Annotated in this window: 19 protein-coding genes, 1 tRNA gene, 1 other RNA gene and 1 pseudogene; 13 read left to right on the forward strand and 9 right to left on the reverse strand. The window is 67.7% G+C overall.

What is annotated here, in order from left to right:
• Nucleotides 1–5: 5 nt before the first annotated feature.
• Nucleotides 6–1418, reverse strand: a complete 1413-nt coding sequence (gene chrA / locus K6142_RS02795) for a chromate efflux transporter (protein ID WP_190245934.1) — start codon at nucleotides 1416–1418, stop codon at nucleotides 6–8.
• Between the two features lie 111 nt (nucleotides 1419–1529).
• Nucleotides 1530–2606 carry a chromate resistance protein ChrB domain-containing protein gene (locus K6142_RS02800; RefSeq protein WP_223380744.1) on the reverse strand — a complete coding sequence of 359 codons (1077 nt, stop codon included), beginning with the start codon at nucleotides 2604–2606 and terminating at the stop codon, nucleotides 1530–1532.
• Nucleotides 2607–2784: 178 nt separating this feature from the next.
• Here K6142_RS02800 and K6142_RS02805 point away from each other — a divergent pair, with 178 nt between their 5' ends.
• Genes K6142_RS02805 through K6142_RS02815 form a run of 3 tightly spaced genes read left to right on the forward strand, consistent with a single transcriptional unit; the run spans nucleotide 2785 to nucleotide 5173 of the window.
• Nucleotides 2785–3342: a DUF2148 domain-containing protein gene (locus K6142_RS02805; protein ID WP_190245950.1), complete on the forward strand. Its 558-nt coding sequence runs from the start codon at nucleotides 2785–2787 to the stop codon at nucleotides 3340–3342.
• A 39-nt stretch (nucleotides 3343–3381) separates the two neighbouring features.
• Complete coding sequence (locus K6142_RS02810) at nucleotides 3382–4626, forward strand: MFS transporter (RefSeq protein ID WP_190245949.1); 1245 nt, start codon at nucleotides 3382–3384, stop codon at nucleotides 4624–4626.
• A 4-nt stretch (nucleotides 4627–4630) separates the two neighbouring features.
• Nucleotides 4631–5173: an HD domain-containing protein gene (locus K6142_RS02815; protein WP_190245948.1), complete on the forward strand. Its 543-nt coding sequence runs from the start codon at nucleotides 4631–4633 to the stop codon at nucleotides 5171–5173.
• A gap of 190 nt (nucleotides 5174–5363) precedes the next feature.
• Here K6142_RS02815 and K6142_RS02820 read toward each other — a convergent pair whose 3' ends face one another.
• The 4 genes from K6142_RS02820 to K6142_RS02835 all read right to left on the reverse strand — a co-directional run bounded on the left by K6142_RS02820 (nucleotide 5364) and on the right by K6142_RS02835 (nucleotide 9679).
• The gene (locus tag K6142_RS02820; RefSeq protein ID WP_190245947.1) at nucleotides 5364–6467 is read right to left on the reverse strand and encodes a pyridoxal-phosphate-dependent aminotransferase family protein; all 1104 of its coding nucleotides are present in this window, start codon (nucleotides 6465–6467) and stop codon (nucleotides 5364–5366) included.
• 165 nt (nucleotides 6468–6632) lie between these two features.
• Nucleotides 6633–7559 carry a glutamate racemase gene (gene murI, locus K6142_RS02825; protein WP_190245946.1) on the reverse strand — a complete coding sequence of 309 codons (927 nt, stop codon included), beginning with the start codon at nucleotides 7557–7559 and terminating at the stop codon, nucleotides 6633–6635.
• Nucleotides 7550–8443, reverse strand: coding sequence for a pyridoxamine kinase (locus K6142_RS02830; protein WP_190245945.1), 894 nt, complete (start codon nucleotides 8441–8443; stop codon nucleotides 7550–7552). The genes murI and K6142_RS02830 overlap by 10 nt, the downstream gene beginning before the upstream one ends.
• Nucleotides 8444–8725: 282 nt before the next feature.
• The gene (locus K6142_RS02835; protein ID WP_015946435.1) at nucleotides 8726–9679 is read right to left on the reverse strand and encodes a sulfite exporter TauE/SafE family protein; all 954 of its coding nucleotides are present in this window, start codon (nucleotides 9677–9679) and stop codon (nucleotides 8726–8728) included.
• A gap of 446 nt (nucleotides 9680–10125) precedes the next feature.
• On the opposite strand from K6142_RS02835, the gene K6142_RS02840 reads away from it, so the two are divergent.
• From K6142_RS02840 to ffs, 6 genes are all read left to right on the forward strand, one after another.
• Nucleotides 10126–11214 (forward strand): TOBE domain-containing protein, encoded by a 1089-nt coding sequence (locus tag K6142_RS02840; protein ID WP_190245983.1) that lies wholly within the window; start codon nucleotides 10126–10128, stop codon nucleotides 11212–11214.
• A gap of 395 nt (nucleotides 11215–11609) precedes the next feature.
• On the forward strand, nucleotides 11610–12914 hold the full coding sequence (hisD, locus tag K6142_RS02845) for a histidinol dehydrogenase (protein ID WP_190245982.1): 1305 nt from the start codon (nucleotides 11610–11612) through the stop codon (nucleotides 12912–12914).
• Between the two features lie 184 nt (nucleotides 12915–13098).
• A complete protein-coding gene (locus K6142_RS02850) occupies nucleotides 13099–13995 on the forward strand; it encodes a phosphoribosylaminoimidazolesuccinocarboxamide synthase (RefSeq protein ID WP_190245981.1) in 897 nt (298 codons plus the stop codon).
• Between the two features lie 129 nt (nucleotides 13996–14124).
• Complete coding sequence (locus K6142_RS02855) at nucleotides 14125–14889, forward strand: enoyl-ACP reductase (RefSeq protein WP_190245980.1); 765 nt, start codon at nucleotides 14125–14127, stop codon at nucleotides 14887–14889.
• Between the two features lie 904 nt (nucleotides 14890–15793).
• Nucleotides 15794–15885, forward strand: a tRNA-Ser gene (locus K6142_RS02860).
• A gap of 21 nt (nucleotides 15886–15906) precedes the next feature.
• An RNA gene (gene ffs / locus K6142_RS02865) (signal recognition particle sRNA small type) lies at nucleotides 15907–16003 on the forward strand.
• Nucleotides 16004–16247: 244 nt separating this feature from the next.
• Here ffs and K6142_RS02870 read toward each other — a convergent pair.
• From K6142_RS02870 to K6142_RS02880, 3 genes are all read right to left on the reverse strand, one after another.
• Complete coding sequence (locus tag K6142_RS02870) at nucleotides 16248–16574, reverse strand: hypothetical protein (protein WP_190245979.1); 327 nt, start codon at nucleotides 16572–16574, stop codon at nucleotides 16248–16250.
• Between the two features lie 8 nt (nucleotides 16575–16582).
• The gene (locus tag K6142_RS02875; protein WP_223380745.1) at nucleotides 16583–17227 is read right to left on the reverse strand and encodes a methylated-DNA--[protein]-cysteine S-methyltransferase; all 645 of its coding nucleotides are present in this window, start codon (nucleotides 17225–17227) and stop codon (nucleotides 16583–16585) included.
• Between the two features lie 335 nt (nucleotides 17228–17562).
• On the reverse strand, nucleotides 17563–18681 hold the full coding sequence (locus tag K6142_RS02880) for a TIGR01212 family radical SAM protein (RefSeq protein ID WP_190244752.1): 1119 nt from the start codon (nucleotides 18679–18681) through the stop codon (nucleotides 17563–17565).
• Nucleotides 18682–18762: 81 nt separating this feature from the next.
• On the opposite strand from K6142_RS02880, the gene K6142_RS02885 reads away from it, so the two are divergent.
• The 4 genes and pseudogenes from K6142_RS02885 to mrdA form a co-directional block, all read left to right on the forward strand.
• Nucleotides 18763–19803 (forward strand): rod shape-determining protein, encoded by a 1041-nt coding sequence (locus K6142_RS02885; protein WP_007527040.1) that lies wholly within the window; start codon nucleotides 18763–18765, stop codon nucleotides 19801–19803.
• 40 nt (nucleotides 19804–19843) lie between these two features.
• Nucleotides 19844–20848 carry a rod shape-determining protein MreC gene (gene mreC, locus K6142_RS02890; protein ID WP_317846371.1) on the forward strand — a complete coding sequence of 335 codons (1005 nt, stop codon included), beginning with the start codon at nucleotides 19844–19846 and terminating at the stop codon, nucleotides 20846–20848.
• A gap of 165 nt (nucleotides 20849–21013) precedes the next feature.
• Nucleotides 21014–21484: a hypothetical protein gene (locus K6142_RS02895; RefSeq protein WP_190244753.1), complete on the forward strand. Its 471-nt coding sequence runs from the start codon at nucleotides 21014–21016 to the stop codon at nucleotides 21482–21484.
• Nucleotides 21468–23246 (forward strand): annotated as a pseudogene (gene mrdA, locus K6142_RS02900) (penicillin-binding protein 2); the annotation flags it as partial. The gene K6142_RS02895 and the pseudogene mrdA, both read left to right, overlap by 17 nt.
• Nucleotides 23247–23393: the final 147 nt, after the last annotated feature.

Below are 23393 nucleotides of genomic sequence, written 5' to 3' on the forward strand. Positions count from 1 at the left end.
GCTGCTTACAGGGCCAGGCGGATCACCGCGCCCAGCCCGGCGCAGACAGCCAGCACCGGCAGCATGGGGGCCTTGAAGCGCAGCATGGCCACGCCCGCGCCCACAGCCAGCAGGGCGGCCACCGGATCCAGGCTGGACAGGACAGGCATGGGCAGCCGCAGACCCAGCGGCCCTTCCCACGCGCCAATGGTTCCGAACAGCACATGCAGCCCGAACCACAACGAGAGATTGGCGATGACCCCGGCCACGGCGGCGGTTACCCCCGCCAGTGCGGCGGCAAGCGCGGGCCTGCCGCGCACGGCTTCGATGTAGGGTGCGCCCAGGAATATCCACAGGAAACACGGGGTGAAGGTGACCCACACCGTCAGGGTGGCCCCCAGCAGTCCGGCCAGGGCCGGGGGCAGCGCGCCGGGGCTGTTCCACGCGGCCAGATAGCCCACGAACTGCAATACCAGTATCAGCGGGCCGGGCGTGCTTTCCGCCAGGGCAAGGCCGCCCAGCATGTCGGCGGCGGTGAGCCAGCCGTGCGCCTCCACGGCCTGCTGGGCCACGTAGGCCAACACCGCGTAGGCCCCGCCAAAGGTGACCACCGCCATCTTGCTGAAGAACACGCCCATGCGCGCGTAGACGTTGTCCCACCCCAGCAGCAGGCCCAGCAGCAACACCGGGCCCAGCCACAGCGGCAGCCAGGTGGCCAGCACCCGCAGGGCGCGGGCGGTGGAAGGGCGGGCGTGATCGGGCATGTCGCGGATGGCCGGAAGGGGAAGGTGGGCGGGGGGATTTTCGCCGCGCGCGGGGGCGTGCGGGGTGGTGCCCCCCTTGTGTCCCTTGTGCCCGTTGGCGCCGTTGCCGCCGCTGGTTGCAGGCGCGTATCGCGCACGCAGCCAGCCCAGCAGCCCGGCGCCAAAGACCACCGCCGGAAAGGGCACGCCGAAGGCGAACAGCGCCGCGAACGCGCCGCCCGCGAGCGCCAGTGAAAAACCGTCACGCAGCGACCTGCGCCCCACGCGCAGCAGTGCTTCCAGCACCACGGCCAGCACGGCGGGCTTCAGCCCCCAGAACAGTGCGTCGATGGCGGGAATCTGCTTGTATGCCGCATAGATGAACGACAGCGCCATGACCACACAAAAGCCGGGCAGCACGAACAGCGTGCCCGCCGCGATGCCCCCTGCGGTGCGGTGCAGCAGCCAGCCCACGTAGGTGGCAAGCTGCTGCGCCTCCGGCCCCGGCAGCAGGGTGCAGTAGTTCAGGGCGTGCAGGAAGCGCGCGTCGTCTACCCAGCGTTTTTCGTCCACCACGGTGCGGTGCATCAGGGCGATCTGACCGGCTGGCCCGCCGAAGCCCAGGCAGCCGATGCGCAGCCAGGTGCGCAGGGCCTCGCCAAAGGTGGGGTGGGGCGTGGCGGGGGGCGAAGGCATGGGCGGGACGTGCGAAGCGTCGGGGGATGAGACGTCGGGGGATGCGATTTCAGGTGCCGACGCTTCAGGTGCCGATGCTTCGGGATGCGGGGCGGCGTCCATGGTTGCCTCCTATGCGGGGCGGGCGGGCGCGCTGCGCCGGAAGTATTCCAGCAGGTCGTCCAGAACGCGGAAGCCGCGCTCCAGCCGTTCGTCGTCGTCATTGGTGCGCAGGGTGATGCCCGCGATGAGCGCCCCCACCCCTGGCGACTCGGGCCGGGCGGGGTGGCGCTCGTCGAGGTCGATGTCGTGAATCACCGCGCCCACGGCGGCCAGGGCCGGGTCCGCGTCCAGCCCGAAGCGGCGCAGCAGCACCTCGAAGGTGCACAGTTCGCCCTCGTGGGTGAATTCCGCCTCGGCCATGTCGAAGCGCACGCACCGCCCGGAGCCTGCCGTGCCTGCCTTTGCGCCTGCGCTGCCTGTTCTGCCTGTTCTGTCAGACATGCCCGCGCTCCCTTCAGACGGCGGGCCGAAGCGGAACGCGGCCTCGGCATCGATGAACCTGCGCACCAGCCATGCGCTGGCGATGCGGTCCACGTGCACCCCGGGCCGGGTCACCCACACGAGGCCCTTGTAGTCTTCCGCGCGCAGGTACGTCTCGGTCTGCACGGCCCGGGCGGTTCCGGACGCGCCAAGGCGCAGCCAGCGTTCGGCCCCGGCCAGCAATCCTTCCACCATCTCGCGCGCGGGCGCGCCAAAGAAGTCCACCGCGGCAACGGCCTCGAACCGGGCGCGCAGTTGCGCGGCCCACGCGGCCACGGCGTCGCGCCGGGGGGCGTCGGCCTCGCGCGGGTCGCCCAGGGTTTCGAATTCCGGTTGTGCTTCGGCGGCCAGTTCACGGTACTGCGCGTCGCGCGCGTCCACGAACAGCGCCTTGACCTGGGCGTCCGTCAGGCCGCCCGCTTGCACGTCGAAGCAGGCCCCGCACACGAAGGCCCGGCCTCCGCCTTCCTCTATCTCGCGGGCCAGCCAGAGCAGGCCCTCGCGTTGGCGCTCGCCGTCGGGCAGCACGTACACGGCGTTCTTCAGGGCCACGGCCCCCAGCGCCGCAAGGCGGCGGGCGGCCTTGGCCCGCAGGTAGGGCGGCTTGGGGGGGATGTTGTGGATGCACAGCAGCCACGGCAGGTCGCGGGTCTGGTCCGGGGGCATGGCAATCTCCTTGATATGTCAATTGTCATATAATCAACTTTTTCATTGATGGCAATTGACATATCGTGATGCGCTCAATATATGTCAATTGCGCTATCGAATGAGGCAGTTGTTTTTTGCTTGCGCGGGCGGTGGATGTTCCTTCAACACCCTGAAATCAAATAAAATGGAATCAGCCATGAAAGACGTTTCCGTTCTGGCAGCCGGACTGATGGCCGCCGCCATGCGTACCGCCCCCAAGGCGGGCGGCAAGGACTTTCTGGAAATCGCCGTGATTTCCGACGAGGCGGATCTGGCCCGCATCGCCAATGCCATGCGCGACTTCGCCCCGCGCAGCACCAACGAGGCCTACTGGCTGCGCGACGCGGACAACATCGCCCAGTGTCACGCCGTGGTGCTGGTGGGCCTGCGTTCATCCCCCGCCGCCGGGTACGACTGCGGGGCCTGCGGCCACGAATCGTGCAAGGCCTTTCTGGCGGCGCGCGGGCAGCAGCCTGGCTTCGCCAGGGAAATGGGCTACGGCGGCCCGCACTGCGTCATGCGCATCATCGACATCGGCTGCGCGCTGTCGTCCGCCGCCAAGGCGGCCAGCCTGCTCAGCATCGACAACCGCGTGCAGCAGCGCGTGGGCGCGGCGGCGCGGGCGCTGGGCATCATCGAGGCCGACGTGGTCATGGGCGTGCCCGTGGGCATCCACGGCAAGTCCATCTTCCACGACCGGCCCAGCAGGAAATAGAAGCGGGGCGCCTGCCGCGCCCGGTGAAAGGAAACGATCATGAACGCATCGGCCATGTTCCGGGCCTTGTGCTCGGTGGGCTTTCTGGCCCGCTTTTCGTACGCGCTGGCGCGCAACCCGGTGCTGCCGCTGTTCGCGGTGTTCCTGGGCGCGGGGCCGGAGGCCGTGGGCCTTGCCGTGGGCATCTCCACGGTGACGGGCATCTTTTTCAAGCTGCCCGCCGGGGCGCTGTCCGACGTCATCGGGCGGCGTCGCACCATGCTGGCGGGGCTGTGCTTCTTTGCGCTGGCGCCCTTCGCGTACCTTGTGGTGGACGACTATGCCCAACTGGTGGCCGTGCGCTTCGTGCACGGCTTTGCCACGGCGGTGTACGGCCCGGTGGTCATGGCCGTGGTGGCCGACATGGCCGGTGCGCGCAAGGGCGAGATGCTGGGCTGGTTCTCGTCCGTGGGCATCATCGGCACGCTGGCGGGCGCGCCCGTGGGCGGGCTTGCCCTGTCGCTGCTGGGGGGTGAGGCGGGTGGATCGCCCGTGGCCTTCCGGGTGGTGTACGGAGTGGTGGCGGCGACCGGCCTTGCGGCTCTGGCTCTGGGCTGGCGGGTGCTGCGCGACGGGGCGGAGAACGCGCCGTCGGCAACATCCGGCGGTTTCCGCGTCCGGCTCGGGCACTTTTCCTCCGGCATCCGCGAGGTGGCGTCCGACCGGCGGGTGGTGGCCGTATCGGCCATGGAGGGCGTGCAGAACATGAGCATGGGCGCGCTGGAGGCGTTCCTGCCGGTGTACGCCGTGACCGTGGCCGGGCTGGCCCCGTTGCAAGCCGGACTGCTGTGGGCCGTGCAGGTGGTGACCACCCTGCTGGCCAAGCCCTTGCTGGGCCGCGCATCCGACGCGCGGGGCATGCTTGGGCGGCGCGGGTTGATCGTGGCGGGCGTGGCGGCCTGTGCCGTGCCCTTTGCGGCGGTGCCGCACCTGACCGGATTCTGGCCGCTGGCCGGGGCGTGCCTGGTGTTCGGTTTTGGCGAGGCGCTGGTCACCTCGTCGTCCGCCGCGATGGTGGCCGACCTGTGCCGCAGCCGTCACTATGGCACGGCCATGGGCGTGTTCGGCACCATCTTCGACGTGGGGCACGCCTCCGGGCCGCTGCTGGGCGGCCTGCTGGTGGGGGCGCTGGGCTACGGCCCGGCGTTCGCCATCATCGCCGGGGTGTTGCTGTGTTCCGTGCCGTGGTTCCTGACGGTGATGCGCGGCTGCGATTCTGCCGGAACCCTGTGCGGACAGGAGTAGCAAGATGAACGCATATCACGACAACGCACAGGTGGAACTGCTGCGCGAAGCGGGCATGACGGAGGCGGACATCGCCCATTCGCGCCTGGTGGCGGGCATTGCCGTGGGGCTGGGCAGCCGGTCCCGCGTGGCGGTGAACCTTTCGCTGGTGGCGCTGGGCGGGCTGTTCCACGACCTTGGCAAGGTGCGCACCGACGGCATCCTGCACGGAGTGGAAGGGGCACGGCTGGGCAGGCACCTGGGGTTGCCCGGCGAGGTGCTGGACATCATGGAAAAGCATGTGCGCGCGGGCGTGCCGCTGGATCAGACAGCCGACTATGGCTTGCCGCCGCGCGACTTCAGCCTGACCACGCTGGAAGAGAAGCTGGTGATCTACGCCGACAAGCTGTCGGACATGGTGGAGGAACCGGGACTGGTGGCGTCCGTGGGCGAGGCGCGGCTGCGGTTTGCCCGGATACTGGAAGAGCGGGCCGACCTTGCCAAGGACGAGGCCACCAGGGCGCGGTACCTGACCTGCGCGGCGGAGGTGGAGGCATTGTTGCGGTAAGCGAGGGAAAGGGCAGGCCATCCGGCCTTGCGCATTCCCTTCATCTTATGGTGTGGACGGAAAACGCCCCCGGCACGTACTGCGCGCCGGGGGCGTTCATGCTGTTTTACAGCTGGTTGCCTGAGGGAAGGTTCGGAAGGTTGCCGCAGGCTTGCCGTATTCCGCAGTGTGTTCCTGCTTCGCTCGTCCGTCAGTCCTGCATCACGCTTTCGATCACATCCAGCGCCGCGTCCACCAGGGTTTCGGTGGCCTGCGTGCCCATGTGCCCGAGGCGGAACACCTTGTCCGCCATGGGGCCGAAGCTGCCGGACACGATCAGCCCGCGTTCGCGCAGGCCCTGTCGCCATTCCGGCCAGGTGAAGCCTTCGGGAACCATGGCCGCCGTCACCGTGGGCGAGTTCACCGCGCCCTCCGCCGTCCACAGGTCGATGCCCAGCTTGGCGAGGCCCGCGCGGCAGCGTTCGGCAACTTCCCGATGCCGGTCGAAGCAGCCCTGCATGCCGCCCTTTTCGTTCAGGATGGCCAGCGCGCCCGCGTTGAGCGCGGCGGTGCCATGCCAGTACGGAGTGTACGGGCAGCGGCCATCCTGCTGCACGGTGCGGAAGGGGGCGATGGCGTCGTAGCCCTGGTAGCCCACGGCCTCCACGACCTCCCACGCCGCCGGGCTGACGGACAGAAAGCTCATGGACGGCGGGGCGGAAAGGCACTTCTGCGAGCCGCCCAGCACCAGGTCCGCGTGCCAGGCGTCGGCCTGCACGGGCGCGCCGCCCACGCTGGCCACCGCGTCCACATAGAACAGCGGCACGCCGCAGGCTTGCTTCAGCGCGCCAAGGTCGGCCAGCGGGTTCAGCGTGCCGGACGGCGTTTCGCAGTGCACGGCGGTGATCATCTTGGGCTTGAAGCTGCGGATGGCGTCTTCGATGCCGGTCAGGTCGTCGATGGTTTCGTTGTACGGCAGCGAGACCTTCAGCACCGCGCAGCCGATGGACGCGGCCATGTCGCCGATGCCGTCGCCGAACACGCCGGTGCCCACGGACAGCACCCTGTCGCCGGGCACGAGGCAGCTTTTCAGCGCGGCCCACAGGGCCAGCATGCCCTCGCCGGTCATCAGCACCACGTCACTCTGCGTGCCCATGAGCTGCGCGAGGTTGCGGCCCGTTTCCGCATACAGCTTCAGATAGTCCGGCTCGATCTGGCCGGAGCCGTAGTCGCGGGTCATGGCCGTCAGCACGGCGGGGTGCAGGGTGACCGGGCCGGGCACCATGGGGATGGGGGCGTATGGCTTGTGCGCCATGGGGGTGACCTCCGGTGGTTGCAGGGCTGTGGGGTTTGTGCGCTCTGTGAGGAAGGGGGAGACTTTTTATAAGCCTCCGGCTGCCGTCCTTGCCCGCCGGAGGCTTGCGGAAAACCCAGTCCCGCCTTCATGCCATAGCCGCATGGCAACAGCATGTCGCACAGACTACAGGTCTATGAGTTCCACCTCATCCGGCGCGATGGCCGTGCCGAGGAACAGCCCGCCGGTGCGCACGAAGCGGGGCACGTCGTCTGTGGTCAGAAAGCGCGCCTCGCCGCATTCGTTGCCGCCCGGCCCCGTGCGCAGGGGGCGCACCAGCCCGGCGGCCTGCAATTCCGCCTGCACGGCAAGGGCTGTGGTGGCGGCGGAATCGACGATGACCGGCTCCGGCCCGATGACGTTGCGGATGGCCCGCGCCAGCAGCGGAAAGTGGGTGCAGCCCAGCACCAGGCAGTCGGGCGTTTCCGGCGTGTCGCTGCCGGAGGCGGGGCGAAAGATGGGGTCCAGGTAGCGCGCGGCGATGTCTTCCACGATCTTGCCGTCCACCCAGCCTTCCTCGGCCAGCGGCACGAACAACGGGCAGGGCTGCCCGATGATCTGCGCGTCGGGCCGCAGGCTGTGGATGGCCTTGTGGTAGGCGCGGCCCCGGATGGTGGATTCCGTGGCGATGACGGCAATGTTGCCCCGGCGAGAAGCCCGGCAGGCCGCCTGCGCGCCCGGCTGCACCACGCCCACCACCGGCAGGCCGGGGTTGGCGGCGCGCAGGGCGTCCAGCGCCACGGACGTGGCCGTGTTGCAGGCCACCACCAGCAGCTTGATGCGCCGCTGCACCAGCCTGGACGCGGCCTGCACGGCATAGCGGGTGATGGTTTCCGCGCTCTTGGTGCCGTACGGCAGGCGGGCGGTGTCGCCCAGATACAATATGTCCTCGCAGGGCATGCGGGTGCGCAGCGCCTTCAATACCGTAAGGCCGCCCACGCCCGAATCGAACATGCCGATGGGCAGGTGCGCGGCGTCGGGGGCGAATCCGCCCGCGTTGTCATGGTCGTAGCCCGTGGCGGCGGTGCCGCACGCGGGGCTGTCTACTTGCATCGGTCCTCGTCCTCCAGAAGTTCGTAGCTGCTCACGGTAACCGGGGCGCGCAGGGTGTCCAGCACTCGTTCCAGCAGGATGCCCTCGCGGCTGGGTGAATTGTGCCCGAAGGTGGCGCGAATGCCCAGCGTGACGAAGTGCACGGCGCGGTCCATGGCGATGGGCAGGCTGTCGCCCTGCAACAGGCTGCCGGTCAGCACGCTGGCAAAGGTGTCGCCCGTGCCGGGGTAGTGGGCGGGTATGTACTGGCAGTCCACCTTCCAGAACCTGTCGTGGGTGCTGTGGTAGGCCGCAACCGAGCTGATGCCCGCATGCCCGGCCACCGGCACGCTGGTGATTACCGCCACGCGCGGCCCCATGGCCGTCAGGCGGCGCAGCCAGTCCATGAGATCCGCCGTGGAGATGGATTCGCGGTAGGGCTCGTCCAGCAGCAGGGCGGCTTCGGTGAAATTGGGGGTGATGATGTCCGCCTTGCGCACCAGCCAGCGCATGCGCTGCACCATCTCCATGTCCATGGTGGGTTCCAGTTGGCCGTTGTCGCCCAGCACCGGGTCCACCACGGCAAGGCCACCCTCTACCCGGCACATGTCGATGCACCGGGCCACGATGTCCACCTGTGCCGGGGAACCCAGAAAGCCGCTGTACACCGCGTCGAACTTCAGGTTCAGGGACTGCCAGTGGTCCAGGAACAGGCGCATCTGGTCGGTAAGGTCCAGAAAGCTGTAGCCGGTGAAGCCGGCCGTGTGCGTGGACAGCACGGCGGTGGGCATGGGGCACACCTGCGCGCCCATGGCGGACAATACGGGGATGGCCACGGTGAGCGAGGTGCGGCCAAAGCCGGAAAGATCGTGGATGGCCGCCACGCGCGGCACGGCATTGCGCATTGCAGGGCTCCTTGCGCGGGGTTCCGGGCTGGCCGGGTGACGCCGGGCGGCGTTGGGCGGCGTCAGGTAACGTCGGCGGAGTCAGGCGACACTGGGCAGCGCCGGGTGCAGCCGGACAGGGCGCTGCATGCCCGGATGTGCATGGTGCGCCCGGCGGCACACCATCACCACGGAGTGGGGCAAAAGGCAAGGGGAGCCTGCGTCGGCGGCAAGGAAAAGGGGGTGCCCGTCGGTACCCCCTTTTCGCCAATGGCTTGATGCCGGAATGCTGCGGCGTGCGTTCTACCTGAAAAACTCCACCACGTACTTGCCCGCCGTGAACAGCAGGATGCAGCACAGCATCCACTTGATCAGGTTTGCGGGCACGTGCTTCTGGCAGCGCGCGCCCAGGTACATGCCCGCCATGCCGCCAATGCCCAGCAAGAGGCCCAGCGTCCAGTCCGGGGCCACGGACATGTGCGGGTACAGCGGCGCGATGGCCATGTAGAAGGTGACGCCCGCCACCGAGGTGACGAAGGTGCCCATCAGGGCCGCGCCCGCCACGGTGTACACCGGCAGCCCGAAGAAAGAGACGAAGAACGGCGCGATGATGGCCCCGCCGCCAATGCCGTACACCCCGCCCACGATCCCCACGATGAAGCTCAGGGTAAAGATGCCCACGGTGCGAAAGCTGTAGGTTTCGCCGTAGAAGCTGTACGAGATGCGCGACAGGCAGCACTCGTTCATGCACACGGCGGGCAGGTCGTCGGGGTTCTTGCCTTCCGCCGCCGCCTTTTCGCGGTGGGTGCGCACCAGCGCGCGGAACTTTTCCTCCGCCGTGGCCTTGCCGTTGCCCGCCTTCTTCTTGGTCAGGTCGCGCACCATGCGCAGGGCGATGTAGGCCAGCACGCACGCGGCAAACAGCTTGAAGTCGCGCGCGTTGGGCAGGTACGTCACCCGCACGAAGGCCCCTATCAGCACCCCCGGCAGCGTGCCGATTATCACCACCCACGTCAGCGGCCAGACCATGCGCCCTTCACGGATGTAGCGATACACCCCGCTGGGGATGGCCACCACGTTGTAGAACTGGTTGGTGGCGCTGACGGAGGGGTTCACATAGCCCAGAAAAGACATCTGGAAAGGCAGCAGCAGGAACGCGCCCGACACCCCCCCCATGGACATGAAGAACGACACGACGAACGCCACCAGCGGCGGGATCCACGGTTCCGCGTGTATGCCTGCGACGGGGAAGTACATGGTGTCCTCCTGTGTCGGGATGGGGCGATGGAAGCGATTGGCTGACGGAGCCGGTCGGAACTGACGGACGGGGCAGGGATGCTGGCCTGGTCGGCGGCGCTGTCCGACGTTTCTTTGCTGACATTTGCTGACACGTTTTTTATAATCTTCGTGTCAATTAAAAAATAGCGCATGGGCGTTTCGTTGTCACGGATTATTTTATTTTCATGCCTGTGCGCGAAATGAATCATCGCTTTGATTTTCGTGCGGGTGCGCCTATATGGTAGAAATTCGGCCAACGAAAGGGCCGCATCCGGACTGCATTCGGGGCGCTCTGGGCCGCTCCGGGGCGTCCGCGCGCCGCATCCACCCGGTCACGCCGCGCCGGGGGCGCCCGGCGCGGCAGACACCCGGAACCGGGCACGCGCCGCGCCCGGCCCCACGCGCACGCAACCAACGGGACACCCATGCGACAGGACGACAGCCTCGAACGAATCTGGGAAGCGCTGGCCGAAAACGTGGCGGAACGCCGCCACAACCCGGCGGGCATGCTCTCCATCCCCGACGACGTGAAGTATCTGGACACGGTGGAACTGGCCCGGCTGGAAGAAGCCTTCCGCCTGTGGGCCGCCCGCCCGGCGCGGGGCGACGTGCGCCGCTCGCGCCTGCGCATGCTGCTGGTGTTCCTGCTCATCCGTCACACCGGGGCGCGCCTGGGCGAGGTGCTGGCCCTGGCCCCGGGCCGCGACATCGACACGGCGCGTGGCGTGGCGTACCTCGGCGAGCCGCAGCGCGAAGTTCAGCTGCCGCCCGACCTCGTCACCCGGCTTGCCGACCTGCTGGACGAGGCCGTGGCGGGCGAGGGCGAACACCCCTTCGCCGTGGACCAGGCCCACGTGCGCCGCAAGTTCTACGAGCGCGCCCACGAATGCGACCTTGCCCCCGACCTTGCCAACCCCAGCGCCCTGCGCCGCTCGCGGGCCATCGAACTGCTGCGCTCCGGCCTGCCGCTGCCCGTGGTGCAGCGCCTGCTGGGGCATTCCACGGCCAGCCTGACGGCGGCGTACATCGACGTTTCGAACGAGGACATGCAGCGCATGGTGGGCCATGCGCTGGACCGCGAACAGCGCCGCCGCACCAGCGCGCGCAACGCCTTTTACGGGCGCATCGCGGCGGTGGTGCGCGGCGACGTGCAGTCGGTGGTCTCGGTGCAGACGCCGTCGGGCATCCGGGTGGCCTCGGTCATCACCAACGACAGTCTGGACAACCTGGGCCTGCGCCCCGGCGTGTTCGCGGCGGCGGAGGTGAAGGCCCCGTGGGTGGTGCTGACCGTGGGCAGCGAGGCCCCGTCGTCCACGGCGGGCAACGTGTACCCGGCCACCATCGTCAAGGTGGTGGTGGGCGCGGCCACGGCGGAAGCGGTGGCCCGGCTGGAAGACGGCACCGAGATATGCTCCGTGCTCACGGCGGACAGGGTGCGCGCGCTGGATCTGGCCGTGGGCAGCCCGGTGTGGGTGCTGATCAACGTGTTTTCGGTCATCCTGAACGTGAGCTGACGGGCGGCGCGCCCCGTCGGGCCGCCCCGCGCGCACTGCGCTCGCTGTTTCCCCCCGGCCCCGGTTCGCCATCTCGCTCGGTTCGCTCGTCCGCCCGGTTCATTCCGTCCGCCCGGTTCATTCCGTCCGCCCGGTTCATTCCGTCCGCCCGTCACTGGCCCGCCGCATCCCGTCGCATTCGGCCCATCCGGCCCACCCGGCCCATCCGGCCCGCCGCATCAGGAGGGTCGAACCGTGCGCCAGTGCGTCACTCTCGACTTTTGCCCGGCGCTCCGGTATGTGGCGCGGACACATCCATTGCTGTCCGTGCGCGCAGGCAGCCACAGTTGGCCCCCCCGCCGCGCGGCACCCCGACGCACACCGCCGCTACAGGTCGCACTCTCAAGGAGGCCGCCATGCCTTGCCGTACGCTCTTCCTCCGGTCGGTGGACGACTGGAAGGAACTGCAGGCCCTGCTCGCGGGACGCGACAATCCCGGCGACACCGTGGAACCCGCCGTCCGCGAGATTCTGGATACCGTCCGCGCCGGGGGCGATGCCGCCCTGGCCGACTACACCAGCCGTTTCGACTGCCCCGGCTTCGACGCCGCGCGCATCCGCGTGGGTGAAGACGAAATCGCCGCCGCCCTCGCAGAGGTCGGTCCCGACGACCGGGCCATCATTGCCGAAGCCGCCGCCAACATCCGCGCCTTTCACGAGGCGCAGAAGGAACAGTCGTGGTTCACCACCCGGCCCGACGGTTCCGTGCTGGGCCAGATGGTCACCCCCGTGGACCGCGCCGGGCTGTACGTGCCCGGCGGGCAGGGCGGCAACACTCCGCTCATTTCCAGCCTGCTGATGAACGCCATTCCGGCCCAGGTGGCCGGGGTGCCGGAAATCGCCGTCATTTCGCCGCCCCGCAAGGACGGCACGCTGAACCCGTTCATTCTCGCCGCCGCGCATCATCTCGGCATCACAGAGGTGCACCGCGCGGGCAGCGCCTGGGCCATCGCCGCCCTTGCCTTCGGCACCGAGACGGTGCGCCCCGTGGACGTCATCGCCGGACCGGGCAACATCTGGGTGACCACGGCCAAGCGGCTGCTCATAGGCCGGGTGGGCATAGACATGATCGCCGGGCCCAGCGAGATACTCATCCTTGCCGACCACACCGCCCGCGCCGACTGGGTGGCCGCCGACATGCTGTCGCAGGCCGAGCACGACCCGCTGGCCTCGTCCATCTGCATCACCGATTCGCCCGCGCTGGTGGACGCGCTGAAGCTGGAACTGGCCGCCCAGTGCGACACGCTGCCCCGCGCGGACATTGCCCGCAAGGCGTTGGCCGACTGGGGCGCCATCGTGGTGGTGCCCGACATGGCCACCGGCATCGGCATCACCAACAAGGTGGCGCCGGAGCATCTGGAAGTGCTGACCAAGGATCCGTGGGCGCTGCTGGGCACCATCCGCCATGCCGGGGCCGTGTTTCTGGGCGGCTGGTCGCCGGAACCGGTGGGCGACTACTACGCCGGCCCCAATCACGTGCTGCCCACCATGGGCACCGCGCGTTTCTCGTCGGCCCTTTCGGTGCAGACCTTCTGCAAGCGCACCAGCGTCATTTCGGCCACCGCCGCCTTCACGCGCGGGCATGCCGCATCCATCGCGCGGCTGGCCCGGCTGGAAGGGCTGGAGGCGCACGCCCGCTCGGCGGAATCGCGCAACAGGTAGCGGCGGGCCGGGGGCATCTTGTCCCCGGTGACCGTCCCGCGTTATCATACCCGAAGGCCCGGCGGTCCCGCCCGCGCACGCGCGGCAGGGCGCCCGGGCTTGTCGGCATCAGTAACGGTGGCGCCACAAGGCATCGCGCCGCATCGGCACCGCAACCGCAGCCAAGGGAAGACAAGGGAAAGACATGCAGGTCGTCACGCAAACCGACATCAAGGAATACCCGCTGCTTTCGCGGGGCAAGGTCCGCGACATCTACGAGATCGACGCGCAGACCCTGCTCATCGTCACCACCGACCGCATGTCGGCCTTCGACGTGATCATGGGCGAGCCCATCCCCTACAAGGGCGTGATCCTGAACAGCATCACCCTGTTCTGGATGAACCGTTTCGCCGGGCTGGTGAAGAACCACCTGATCGAGCACGACGTGAACCGTTTTCCCGCGCCGCTCGCCCCCTACCGCGACATGCTGGAAGGCCGCGCCGTCATCGTGCGGAAGGCCAAGCCCCTGCCGGTGGAATGCATCGTGCGCGGACACATCACCGGTTCCGGCTGGAAGGATTACAAGGCCACCGGCGCGGTGTGCGGCCACAAGCTGCCCGCCGGGCTGCCGGAATCGGCCAAGCTGGAAACCCCGCTGTTCACCCCTTCGACCAAGGCGGAACTTGGCGCGCATGACGAGAACATCAGCATCGAGCAAGCCTCGAAGCTGCTGGGCGACGACCTGGCCGCCAGGGTGCAGGAACTTGCCATCGCCATTTTCTCGCAGGGGCGTGAATACGCCGAAGGGCGCGGCATCATCATCGCCGACACCAAGTTCGAGTTCGGGCTGGTGGATGGCGAGGTGATCCTGATCGACGAGGTGCTGACCCCCGATTCGTCGCGCTTCTGGCCCGCCGAAGGGTACGCGCCCGGCAAGGGCCAGCCCAGCTTCGACAAGCAGTACCTGCGCGACTGGCTGGCCTCGCAGCCGTGGGACAAGACCCCGCCGCCCCCGGCCCTGCCGGAGCACGTCATTGCCGAGACAGGGAGGAAGTACCGCGAGGCGTACGAGATTCTCACCGGCCAGAAGCTGGCCGTCTAGCTGCCGCACGTTTCATCACGGCGCGCGACGCTCTTGAGGGAAGAGCGCCGCGCCGCCGTCCGCCGGGATGCCGCGCCGCGCGCCGCAGGCCCGTTTTTGCCATCTACCCAGAACCACAGGGAGAACCGCATGCTGCTCGCAGGAAAGAAGGCTCTGATCTTCGGCGTGGCCAACAACAAGAGCATTGCCTACGGCATTTCCAAGGAATTCAAGGAACAGGGCGCCCAGCTGGCTTTCAGCTACGTGGGCGAAGCCATCCAGAAGCGCGTGGAACCCATCTGCGAGGAACTGGGCGGCGACTTCACCTTTGCCTGTGACGTCACCGACGACGCGCAGGTGGCCGCCGCCGCCGACTTCGTGCGCGAAAAGTGGGGCACCGTGGACGTGGTCGTCCATTCCGTGGCCTTTGCCCACCGCGACGACCTGCACGGCCGCTTCATCGAGACCACCCGCGACGGCTTCAAGCTGGCGCTGGACGTTTCCGCCTACTCGCTGGTGGCGCTGTGCAAGGCCTTCGAGCCGCTGCTGAACCCCGGCGCCTCGGTGGTGACCATGACCTACTACGGCTCGCAGAAGGTCATCACCAACTACAACGTCATGGGCGTGGCCAAGGCCGCGCTGGAAGCCTCTGTCCGCTACCTGGCCGTGGACCTGGGCGAAAAAGGCGTGCGCATCAACGGCCTGAGCGCCGGTCCCATCAAGACCCTGGCCGCCTCGGGCATCTCCGGCTTCAAGAACATCCTGAACCACATCGAGGAACATGCGCCCCTGCGCCGCAACGTGACCATCGAGGACGTGGGCCGCGCGGCGGTGTTCCTGGCTTCCGACCTGTCGTCCGCCGTGACGGGCGAGGTGATGTTTGTGGATTCGGGGTACAACGTCATGGGCATCTAGTCGGGACTATTCACGCTGCGTTCTTTCACCCTCCGGCTGCGTCAGACGTCGCCTTTTGCTCCGGTCACGTACGGAAGAGTACGCTCCCTTCGCAAAAAGGCTCGTCTTCCTTGCCGGAGAACGAAATCTCCGCAGTGTGAACAGTCCCTTGCGAACCCCCGTGGTTTCGTTTTCTCAAAGGCTCACTCGCAAGGGTGGGCCTTTTGCTTGGGGTGTACAGGGGAATTGCGTGTTGTCGCGCGGGCGTAGGTGGGGAAAGGCAACGTCCCCGCGAACCGCCGCGGTTTCGTTTTCTCAAGGGCTCACTCGCAAGAGTGGGCCTTTTGTGTTTGTGGCACGTGGGGATGGCGTGCGTATGCCATGACGTTCTCAGGCTGTTGCCGTCCGGAAAGGGCAGGCGTAGGGATTTGGAAGCGCCGGAGATGGCGGGCATGACGCCTGCGCTTCGGCAGCCGTACGCAAGGAGCCGTTCCCCATGTGGGAGATTCTGATACTGCTGGCCGTTCTGGTGGTGTGGGTGATGGTTGCCGGGCGCTTTCTGCCCTCTGGAGGCGGGTGCTGAGGCCCGCCACGGGCGCGCCGGGAGCGTGCCGGAACGGAAGAGGGTGCGGCGTGCCGCGTGCGGCATGACGAGGAGAGGAAGTAGGCAGGCGGGGTGGTTTGCGGGCCGGTGAGGTGTCCGGCCTGCCGGTTCGGACAGAATTTGTGGCTGGCGGGCGGGTCTGTCAGCCACATCGGCATGGCCCGCGTGCATGGGTTTGCATTGCGGGCGGGCGACAAGCGGCGCGGCCCCATTCGTACAGGCGAAATGCCTTCTGCGGAATGGCGTGCGAAGGTTTGGGCGCATCCTGCACTTTTCGCTTGCCATGCTGCCCCGCCGTCTGCTAGACACTGCCTCTCGCACGGAGAGGTGTCCGAGCTGGTCTAAGGAGCACGATTGGAAATCGTGTGTACGTTAACAGCGTACCGGGAGTTCGAATCTCCCCCTCTCCGCCAGTATTTTTCCGCTTGATCACAGATCGGGAGCCGGACGGCGGCAACGCCGCCAACCCCGTCAGGTCCGAAAGGAAGCAGCGGTAACGGTTGTGGCCGGGTGTCCGGCTCCCTGAAGGCACAAGGAAGCTTGTGCCTTCATCTGTTATGTGCCGTGTTCATACCGCACGTGCACATCGGCGGAATCCTGCAATACCTGCGAAGCAGGGATTCCGTGTTAGCGCACGGAAGGCCAATTCGCAGATACGAGGGACGGGGCAGCCCGCAAGGGAAGTCTCGGCATACCACCGCCACCTCCAAACAAGACGGCCAGCGCAATCGGGAGCGCTGGCCGTCTCGTTTTTCACGGGCTGAAACGGAAGGATTCATTCCCCAAACCTCCCCGCGCCATGACCCATGCGGTTCACGTTGGCGGCCTCGCGGCTGGGCAGGGTGTACAGGCGTACCTTGTGGCTGCGCGGGAATTCGCGTTTCAGCAGGGTCTTCAGCAGGCGGCGCACCGCGTCGGCGGTCAGGCCGGTCCAGGTTTCCTCGTGGAATCCGGCTTCGAACACGTCGTAACTGTCCGGCCCGGTGCGCACGATGGCCACGGAGCGGTTGCGCTTGTAGGTGCGCAGGTCCAGGCAGTGGCCCGTTTCCAGCCGGGGCAGCCGTTCGCACACCGTGGCGATGAGGGTGGTCTTGTCCAGCATGGGCCGGGTCAGTCCTTCATGGTGTCGTCAATGGCCCCTTCCAGCAGCAGCAGCCAGCGCTTCATGGGCAGGCCGGACGCGCCGAAGCCGTGCAGCCGGATGTTGCGGCCAGAGCCGCCCAGCACCCGGTGGCAGGGGATGACCAGCGGCCACGGGTTGCGCGCCATGATCTGCCCCACGCCACGCGCCGCGCCGGGGCGGCCCGCCAGTGCGGCCAGACCGGCGTAGGTGGTGAACTGCCCGTGCCCCACCTTGTCGCGCAGGGCCAGCAGCACGTCGCGGGTGAACGGGGTCAGCCCGTCCAGCAGCAGGGGCAGGTCGGGCCAGCGTACCGGCTTTCCGGCCACGTAGTCGGCCAGCGCGGCCTGCACGGCGCGGCCATGCTCGGTGACCGGCCCTGCGGGCAGGCCGGGCCAGGCGTCCGGGCGCGGGTTGGTCCAGCCGTCGCGCACGGCGGGGGCGCTGGCCAGCGCGGCCCCGTCCCAACCCATGGTGATTTCGCGCAGCCGGTCTTTCCCGTGTTGTGCGCGCCAGTGCAGGATCAGCGAGAGCGGCCCGGCCACCAGTCGCTCGCGCACCTCGTCGAACAGTGCGGTGTCCGGTATGTCGAGCGCGGCGCGGCGGCGGGGAGTGGCGGAACGGGGTTGCGGCATGCGGCCTCCGAAGATGAAAGGCTGGTGTGTTCCGGGCGCGGGTTGTTCCCGGATGACGGGAGGGGTGGCGGCGGGGCAGGGGATCGAACCCCGGCTGTCGGCTTGTAAGGCCGACCACCTGCCGTTTTCATAGCCGGAAAGCCCGACATCGGGAAAGGGGTGGCCGGGGTTCGGGCCAGTCGGCGCCAGTCGCGGTCAACTGCGAGACGAACGGCTTTCGGATGCAGGCCAGGTGTGCCATGTGTGCTGGGCGTGCCAAGTGTGCCAGGTGCAAACGCGCGCGAAAGGGGGCGACCCCAGAGCCGTTCACGCTCGGGCGGGGCGGGCGGCAGTCTTCATTCGTCGTCCGCCACGGGCCGCAGGTGCGGGAAGGCAGCACAGGCCGCCGCATATTCCGTCTCCCACGCCTGGGCCTGTTCCGTGTCCCGCAAACGCGGAGCGGCCCCCGGCAGGCGGTGGGGCGGCACGGCGAACCACGCAGGAGGTGCAGCCACGGCGGGCGGGGCAGGGTGCGCAGCCGGTGCGTTCGGGGTGCCTTCCGCCACGTCCCTGCCCTGCCACGTGTCGCGCCGGGTCAGCAGTTCGTGGATGCGCGCGGTGGTTGCCCGCTTGTCATTGGCCCAGTCCGGGGCCAGCAGTTCATCCCCCGCCGGGTCGCCGGTCAGGCGCTGGATGATGATTTCGGGGCGCAGCCGGGGCAGGGCGCGGGCGATGAGGTCCGCGTAGGCCTCGCGCTCCAGCGGGGTGTAGCTTCCGGCCCTCCACTGCCGGGCCAGCGCGGTGTGCTCGCACACGTACAGGCCGTGAAACTTCACACCGTGCACCGGCAGCCGGTTCACCCAGTCCACGCTGGCCAGAAAGTCGTCGCCACTCTCTCCGGGCAACCCGGCGATAAGGTGCGCGCATACGCGCAGCCCCCGTGCTGCGGCGTCCCGCACGGCCCGCTCGGACGCTGCGGCGTCGTGCCCCCGGTTGATGCGAGCCAGCGTGGCGTCGTGGGCGGACTGCAACCCCAGTTCCAGCCAGACTTCCGGAAGGGGGAGAGCCGCCACAATATCCAGCCGTTCATTGTCCACACAATCAGGACGGGTTCCCACTGCCGCTCCCACGATGCCTGGCAGAACAGGCAACACGCCGAGAACATGGCGTAATTTATCAATGGGCCCATATGTGTTGGAAAACGATTGTAAATAGGCTATGAACAGTCCGGCGTTGCGCGTGCGGGCGTAACGTCCCGTCCAGACCGTCCACTGTTCTTCCAGCGTCAGTCCATCTTCGCCAAGCCCGGACCCGGATCCGCGCGGGTTGCAGAACACGCAGCCCCCGCGGGACAACGTTCCGTCGCGGTTGGGGCAGGAGAAGCCGGCGTCGAGCGGCACCTTCTGGACGCGCGCGCCGAAGCGCAACCGCAAATACGTCGCCAGCAGGTGCAGCCGGGTCGTGGTGTTTTCCATTGACAATGGCTGTCCTTTTGGAAGAATGCCCTGTTTTCAACGTTGATACGCATTCCCCCTCAGAGAGGCAAGTAAGATAAAATGGCAAAGATACTGGATTTCGTCCTTGGAATGTTTTCCAACGACCTGGCCATAGACCTGGGTACGGCCAATACCTGCGTCTACGTGAAGGGCCAGGGCATCGTGCTGCGCGAGCCTTCGGTGGTGGCGGTGAAAAAGGACACGCGCGGCAACAACGTGGTGCTGGCCGTGGGCCACGACGCCAAGCGCATGCTGGGCCGCACCCCCGGAAACATCCAGGCCATCCGGCCCATGAAGGACGGCGTCATCGCGGACTTCGAGATTACCGAGGCCATGCTGCGCCACTTCATCTCCAAGGTGCACAATTCCCGCCGCCTGGTGCGGCCGCGCATCATGATCTGCGTGCCCACCGGCATCACCCAGGTGGAAAAGCGCGCGGTGAAGGAATCGGCCCAGAGCGCGGGCGCGCGCGAGGTGTACCTGATCGAGGAGCCCATGGCCGCGGCCATCGGCGCCAACCTGCCCATCCAGGAACCCACCTCGAACATGGTCGTGGACATCGGCGGCGGCACCACCGAAGTGGCCGTCATCTCGCTGTCCGGCATCGTCTATTCGCGCTCGGTGCGCGTGGGCGGCGACAAGATGGACGAGGCGATCATGACCCACGTCAAGCGCAAGTACAACATGCTCATCGGCGAATCGTCGGCGGAAGAGATCAAGATCAAGATCGCCTCCGCCTACCCCATGGACCCCGAGCAGCAGCTCGAGGTGAAGGGCCGCGACCTCGTCACCGGCATTCCGCAGAATATCATCATCACCTCCGAAGAGGTGCGCAAGGCCATTTCCGAGCAGGTCGAAAGCATCGTCCAGGCGGTGCGCATCGCGCTGGAACAGACCCCGCCGGAACTGGCGGCCGACATCGTTGACCGGGGCATCGTGCTCACGGGCGGCGGCGGCCTTCTGAAGGGGCTGGACCAGCTGCTGCGCGAAGAAACCTCGCTGCCCATCACCGTGGTGGACGATCCGCTCTCCACCGTGGTCATAGGCACCGGCAAGGCGCTGGACAATCTGCACATCCTGAAGGAGGTGTGCATAGATTAACGCCTCGCTCAAGCGCATCATCCTGCTTCTGGTACTGGCGCTGTTCCTGTACCTTGGCCTGTATACCTGGAACCAGAGAACCGGCGTGCTCGACAGGCTGGCGGAACACGCCGGTCTGGAATTCGTGGGCGCCATCCTGAAACCGGGCGTGTGGGCGAGGGATCAGGTCGTTTCGTCGTGGAACAATTACCTCGACCTGGTCGGGGTGCGCGAGGAAAACGAGGCGCTGCGCCAGCAGGTGCGCACTCTTTCGCAACAGGTGCAGGTTGCCTCCGAAGAGCGGACCGAACTGGCCCGCCTGCGCGCGTTGCTGGAACTGGAACCCCCCGAAGGATGGCGGCCTCTTGGCGCGCGCGTGGTGGCCAACAGGCTTGGCCCGCAGGCCGCGCTGGAATCGGCCATCATCAGCAGGGGGTACTATTCCGGCGCGGGGCCGGGCACGCCCGTGGTCACCCACGATGGCGTGGTGGGCCGCGTGTACCGCGCGGGGCCGTACACCGCCACGGTGCTGCTGCTGACCGATCCGGGCAGCCGCATCGCCGTGCTCAGCGCGGTCAACCGCACGGCGGGCATTCTGGTGGGCACCGGCCCCCGGGGCCTGCTGGAAATGAAGTACGTGCCCCAGAACGCCCGCATAGAAGTGGGCGAGCTGGTGCTTACCTCGGGCCTGGAAGGTGCCTTTCCCAAGGCGGTGCCGGTGGCCCGCGTGGAAAGCGTGTCCCAGTCCGACCTTTCGTTGTTCCAGACCGTGTACGCCAGCCCCCTGGTCGAACTTGAGGCCCTGGAAGAGGTGCTGCTGCTGGAACGGCCCCCCGTGCAGCCCGGCGCCCGTTCCTTGCCGTTGCCCACGGTCAACGCCACGCAAGGCGTTGGGCCGGGCACCGGCCATGGTCCCGGCCAGGGCAATTCCACTTCGGGGCACGGGGGGGCGCACATGCAGCCCGTGCAGACTGTCCCGTCCGCACAGCAGGGCACGCGCGCACCGCGACCCCAACCGTCTGCACAGCCGTCGGGGCAACAGTCCGGGCAGGCCCCCCGGCAATAGGCAGTATTCGTCCGGTCCGCGCCGCGTCGCATGGTCAGGCCTCCGCAAGGGCCTCCCCATCCGTGCGCGGCGTTCCGGTCCAGGTCCGTCGCGGCCTGGCGCCCGGCCAAAGCCAGTCCAACCCCAGCCAGTTGGGCACAACCACCCAGCAATGCCGGAACATTCATGAATTTCAGCAATCTTGCCTGGTGGGCCTGCTTCATCTTCGTGGGCGTGTGGCTCCAGCAGGTGCTGCCGGGCGTCGACGTGCTGGTGGCCGGGCTGTTGGTATCCTTGCAGGAGCGGCGCCACTACCAGACCTTCTGGCTGTTGCTGGTGCTGTTGCTGGTGCAGGAAGGGGCGGGCACGCTGGCCTTCGGCTCCACCGTCCTGTGGTACGGCGTGCTGCTGGTCTTCTTCAACGTGGGGCGCTGGCTGTTCGAGGCGGAAAACCTGGCTTTCGTGGTGTTGATCAGCCTTGGCCTCGGCGTGTGCCACTTCCTGTTCACGCTGATGATGGCCTCGTTGCAGCAGTTGGACATTCCGCGGGACAGGCTGCTGCTGGAAAGCGTGTGGCAGGCCTGCGTCGTTCCCCCGGCCTGGTGGCTGACCCATTTCGTGCGCCGGAGATGCATGGGCGATGCGCATCCAGTTTGAGCCGGAAGGCTTTCAGCCGCCCCGCGCGGGCCTGATACTGCTCCAGTGCATCGTGGCGGGGCTGTTTTTCCTGTTCGTGGTGCGTTTCTGGTACCTGCAGATTCACCGGGGCGATGATTTCGCGCGCCTGGCCCGCGAAAACCGGCTGCGCCAGGAACGCATCTACGCTTCGCGCGGGCTGCTGCGTGACCGCGACGGACGCCTGCTGGCCGAGAACCGTCCCGCCTTCGGCCTGGCCCTGGTGCGCGAAGACTGCCGCGACATTCCCTCCACCCTGGCCCAGGTCAGCGAGTGGACGGGCATCCCCCTTGACCAGCTTACCGCCAAGTTCAACCAGGACCGCCAGCGGGTGAAGCCCTTCGAGCACCTGCTGCTCATCTCCGACATGCCCTTCGATTTGCTGGCGCGCATCGAGAACCGTGTGCTGCAATGGCCGGGCCTGGAAATCGTCACCCGTTCCAAGCGCAACTACCCGCAGGGCGAGCTGATGGCCCACATCCTGGGGTATGTGGCCGAAGCCAACGAAAAGGAACTGGAAGACGACAAGAACCTGAACCTTGGCGACTTCGTGGGCAAGCAGGGGCTGGAACTGGTGCTGGAACGCCGCCTGCGCGGCCAGAAGGGCCTGCATCAGCTGGAAGTGGACGTGCTGGGGCGCCAGCTGAACAAGAAGCTGGTACAGGAGCCGCAGAGCGGCGAGAACATCGACCTGGCCATCGACCTCGGGTTGCAGCAGGTGGCCTGGGACGCGCTGGAAGACCAGACCGGCTGCGTGGTGGCCATGGACCCCGACACCGGCAAGCTGCTGGCCCTGGTCACCAAGCCGTCGTTCGACAACAACGCCTTTGCCGCCGGGCTTTCGCTGAAGGAATGGACGGCCCTGCGCGACAACCCCCGCCACCCCCTGCAGAACCGCGTCATCCAGAGCGTGTACCCGCCCGGCTCGGTGTGGAAACTGATGATGGCGGGCATGCTGCTGAACGAGGGCGTGAACCCCGCCGACTCGGTGTGGTGCACGGGCGAGGTCGCGCTGGGCAAGCAGGTGTTCCGCTGCTGGAAGAAGGGCGGCCATGGCCGCGTGGACATGATGCGTTCGCTCATCGAATCGTGCGACGTGTACTACTACCAGATGAGCGATCGCTTCGGCATCGACAAGATAGAGGCCTTTGCCAAGGCCTGCGGTTTCGGCGCGGCCACGGGCATAGACCTGCCGCACGAAAAGTCGGGCCTGGTGCCCTCGAAGGCGTGGAAGCGCAGGCGCTTCGGCGAGCCGTGGCACCGGGGCGAGACGCTGAACATTTCCATCGGCCAGGGCTTCACCCTGGTCACGCCGGTGCAGGTGGCGGCCTTCGTGTCCGCCCTGATGAACGGGGGCAAGCTGCTGAAGCCCAGCCTGCTGGCCGACGAGGAGCAGGTGGTGCGTGCTTCGCTGCCGTTCACCGCCGCCGGGCGCAAGATGATTCTCGACGGCATGCGCCTGACCGTCAACGACGACCGGGGCACCGCCAAGGTGCTGCGCCGCTCGGATGCCGTCATGGGCGGCAAGACCGGCACCGCGCAGGTCACCAAGCTGAAGATGGTGGGCGAAGAGCGCGTGCGCACGGAAAATCTGGCCTACGAGCACCGCGACCACGCCTGGATCGCCACGTGGGGCGAAAAGGCGGGCAAGCGGCTGGTGGTGGTGGTCATGGTGGAGCACGGCGGGCACGGCGGTTCCGACGCAGGCCCCGTGGCGCGCAGGGTGTTCGACAAGTTTTTCGGCGCACCGCCCGGTACGACAACTGCCGTGCCCGCAGGGCAGGTTGCGCCGGCCAGTCCGGTCAGCCCGACTGCCCCGGCGCAGCCGTCGCAATCCGCACCAGCCATGCCTGTCACGCCAGTCACGCCAGTCACGCCAGTCGCGCCAGTC

It is taken from the genome of Nitratidesulfovibrio sp. SRB-5, from assembly GCF_019931275.1.
In the GTDB taxonomy this organism is placed as follows: Bacteria; Desulfobacterota; Desulfovibrionia; order Desulfovibrionales; family Desulfovibrionaceae; genus Cupidesulfovibrio.

Coding starts and splice junctions, on each gene's coding strand:
- chrA (WP_190245934.1), bottom strand. CDS start 1,418: ATGCCTTCGCCCCCCGCCACGCCCCACCCCACCTTTGGCGAGGCCCTG.
- K6142_RS02800 (WP_223380744.1), bottom strand. CDS start 2,606: ATGCCCCCGGACCAGACCCGCGACCTGCCGTGGCTGCTGTGCATCCAC.
- K6142_RS02805 (WP_190245950.1), top strand. CDS start 2,785: ATGAAAGACGTTTCCGTTCTGGCAGCCGGACTGATGGCCGCCGCCATG.
- K6142_RS02810 (WP_190245949.1), top strand. CDS start 3,382: ATGAACGCATCGGCCATGTTCCGGGCCTTGTGCTCGGTGGGCTTTCTG.
- K6142_RS02815 (WP_190245948.1), top strand. CDS start 4,631: ATGAACGCATATCACGACAACGCACAGGTGGAACTGCTGCGCGAAGCG.
- K6142_RS02820 (WP_190245947.1), bottom strand. CDS start 6,467: ATGGCGCACAAGCCATACGCCCCCATCCCCATGGTGCCCGGCCCGGTC.
- murI (WP_190245946.1), bottom strand. CDS start 7,559: ATGCAAGTAGACAGCCCCGCGTGCGGCACCGCCGCCACGGGCTACGAC.
- K6142_RS02830 (WP_190245945.1), bottom strand. CDS start 8,443: ATGCGCAATGCCGTGCCGCGCGTGGCGGCCATCCACGATCTTTCCGGC.
- K6142_RS02835 (WP_015946435.1), bottom strand. CDS start 9,679: ATGTACTTCCCCGTCGCAGGCATACACGCGGAACCGTGGATCCCGCCG.
- K6142_RS02840 (WP_190245983.1), top strand. CDS start 10,126: ATGCGACAGGACGACAGCCTCGAACGAATCTGGGAAGCGCTGGCCGAA.
- hisD (WP_190245982.1), top strand. CDS start 11,610: ATGCCTTGCCGTACGCTCTTCCTCCGGTCGGTGGACGACTGGAAGGAA.
- K6142_RS02850 (WP_190245981.1), top strand. CDS start 13,099: ATGCAGGTCGTCACGCAAACCGACATCAAGGAATACCCGCTGCTTTCG.
- K6142_RS02855 (WP_190245980.1), top strand. CDS start 14,125: ATGCTGCTCGCAGGAAAGAAGGCTCTGATCTTCGGCGTGGCCAACAAC.
- K6142_RS02870 (WP_190245979.1), bottom strand. CDS start 16,574: ATGCTGGACAAGACCACCCTCATCGCCACGGTGTGCGAACGGCTGCCC.
- K6142_RS02875 (WP_223380745.1), bottom strand. CDS start 17,227: ATGCCGCAACCCCGTTCCGCCACTCCCCGCCGCCGCGCCGCGCTCGAC.
- K6142_RS02880 (WP_190244752.1), bottom strand. CDS start 18,681: ATGGAAAACACCACGACCCGGCTGCACCTGCTGGCGACGTATTTGCGG.
- K6142_RS02885 (WP_007527040.1), top strand. CDS start 18,763: ATGGCAAAGATACTGGATTTCGTCCTTGGAATGTTTTCCAACGACCTG.
- K6142_RS02895 (WP_190244753.1), top strand. CDS start 21,014: ATGAATTTCAGCAATCTTGCCTGGTGGGCCTGCTTCATCTTCGTGGGC.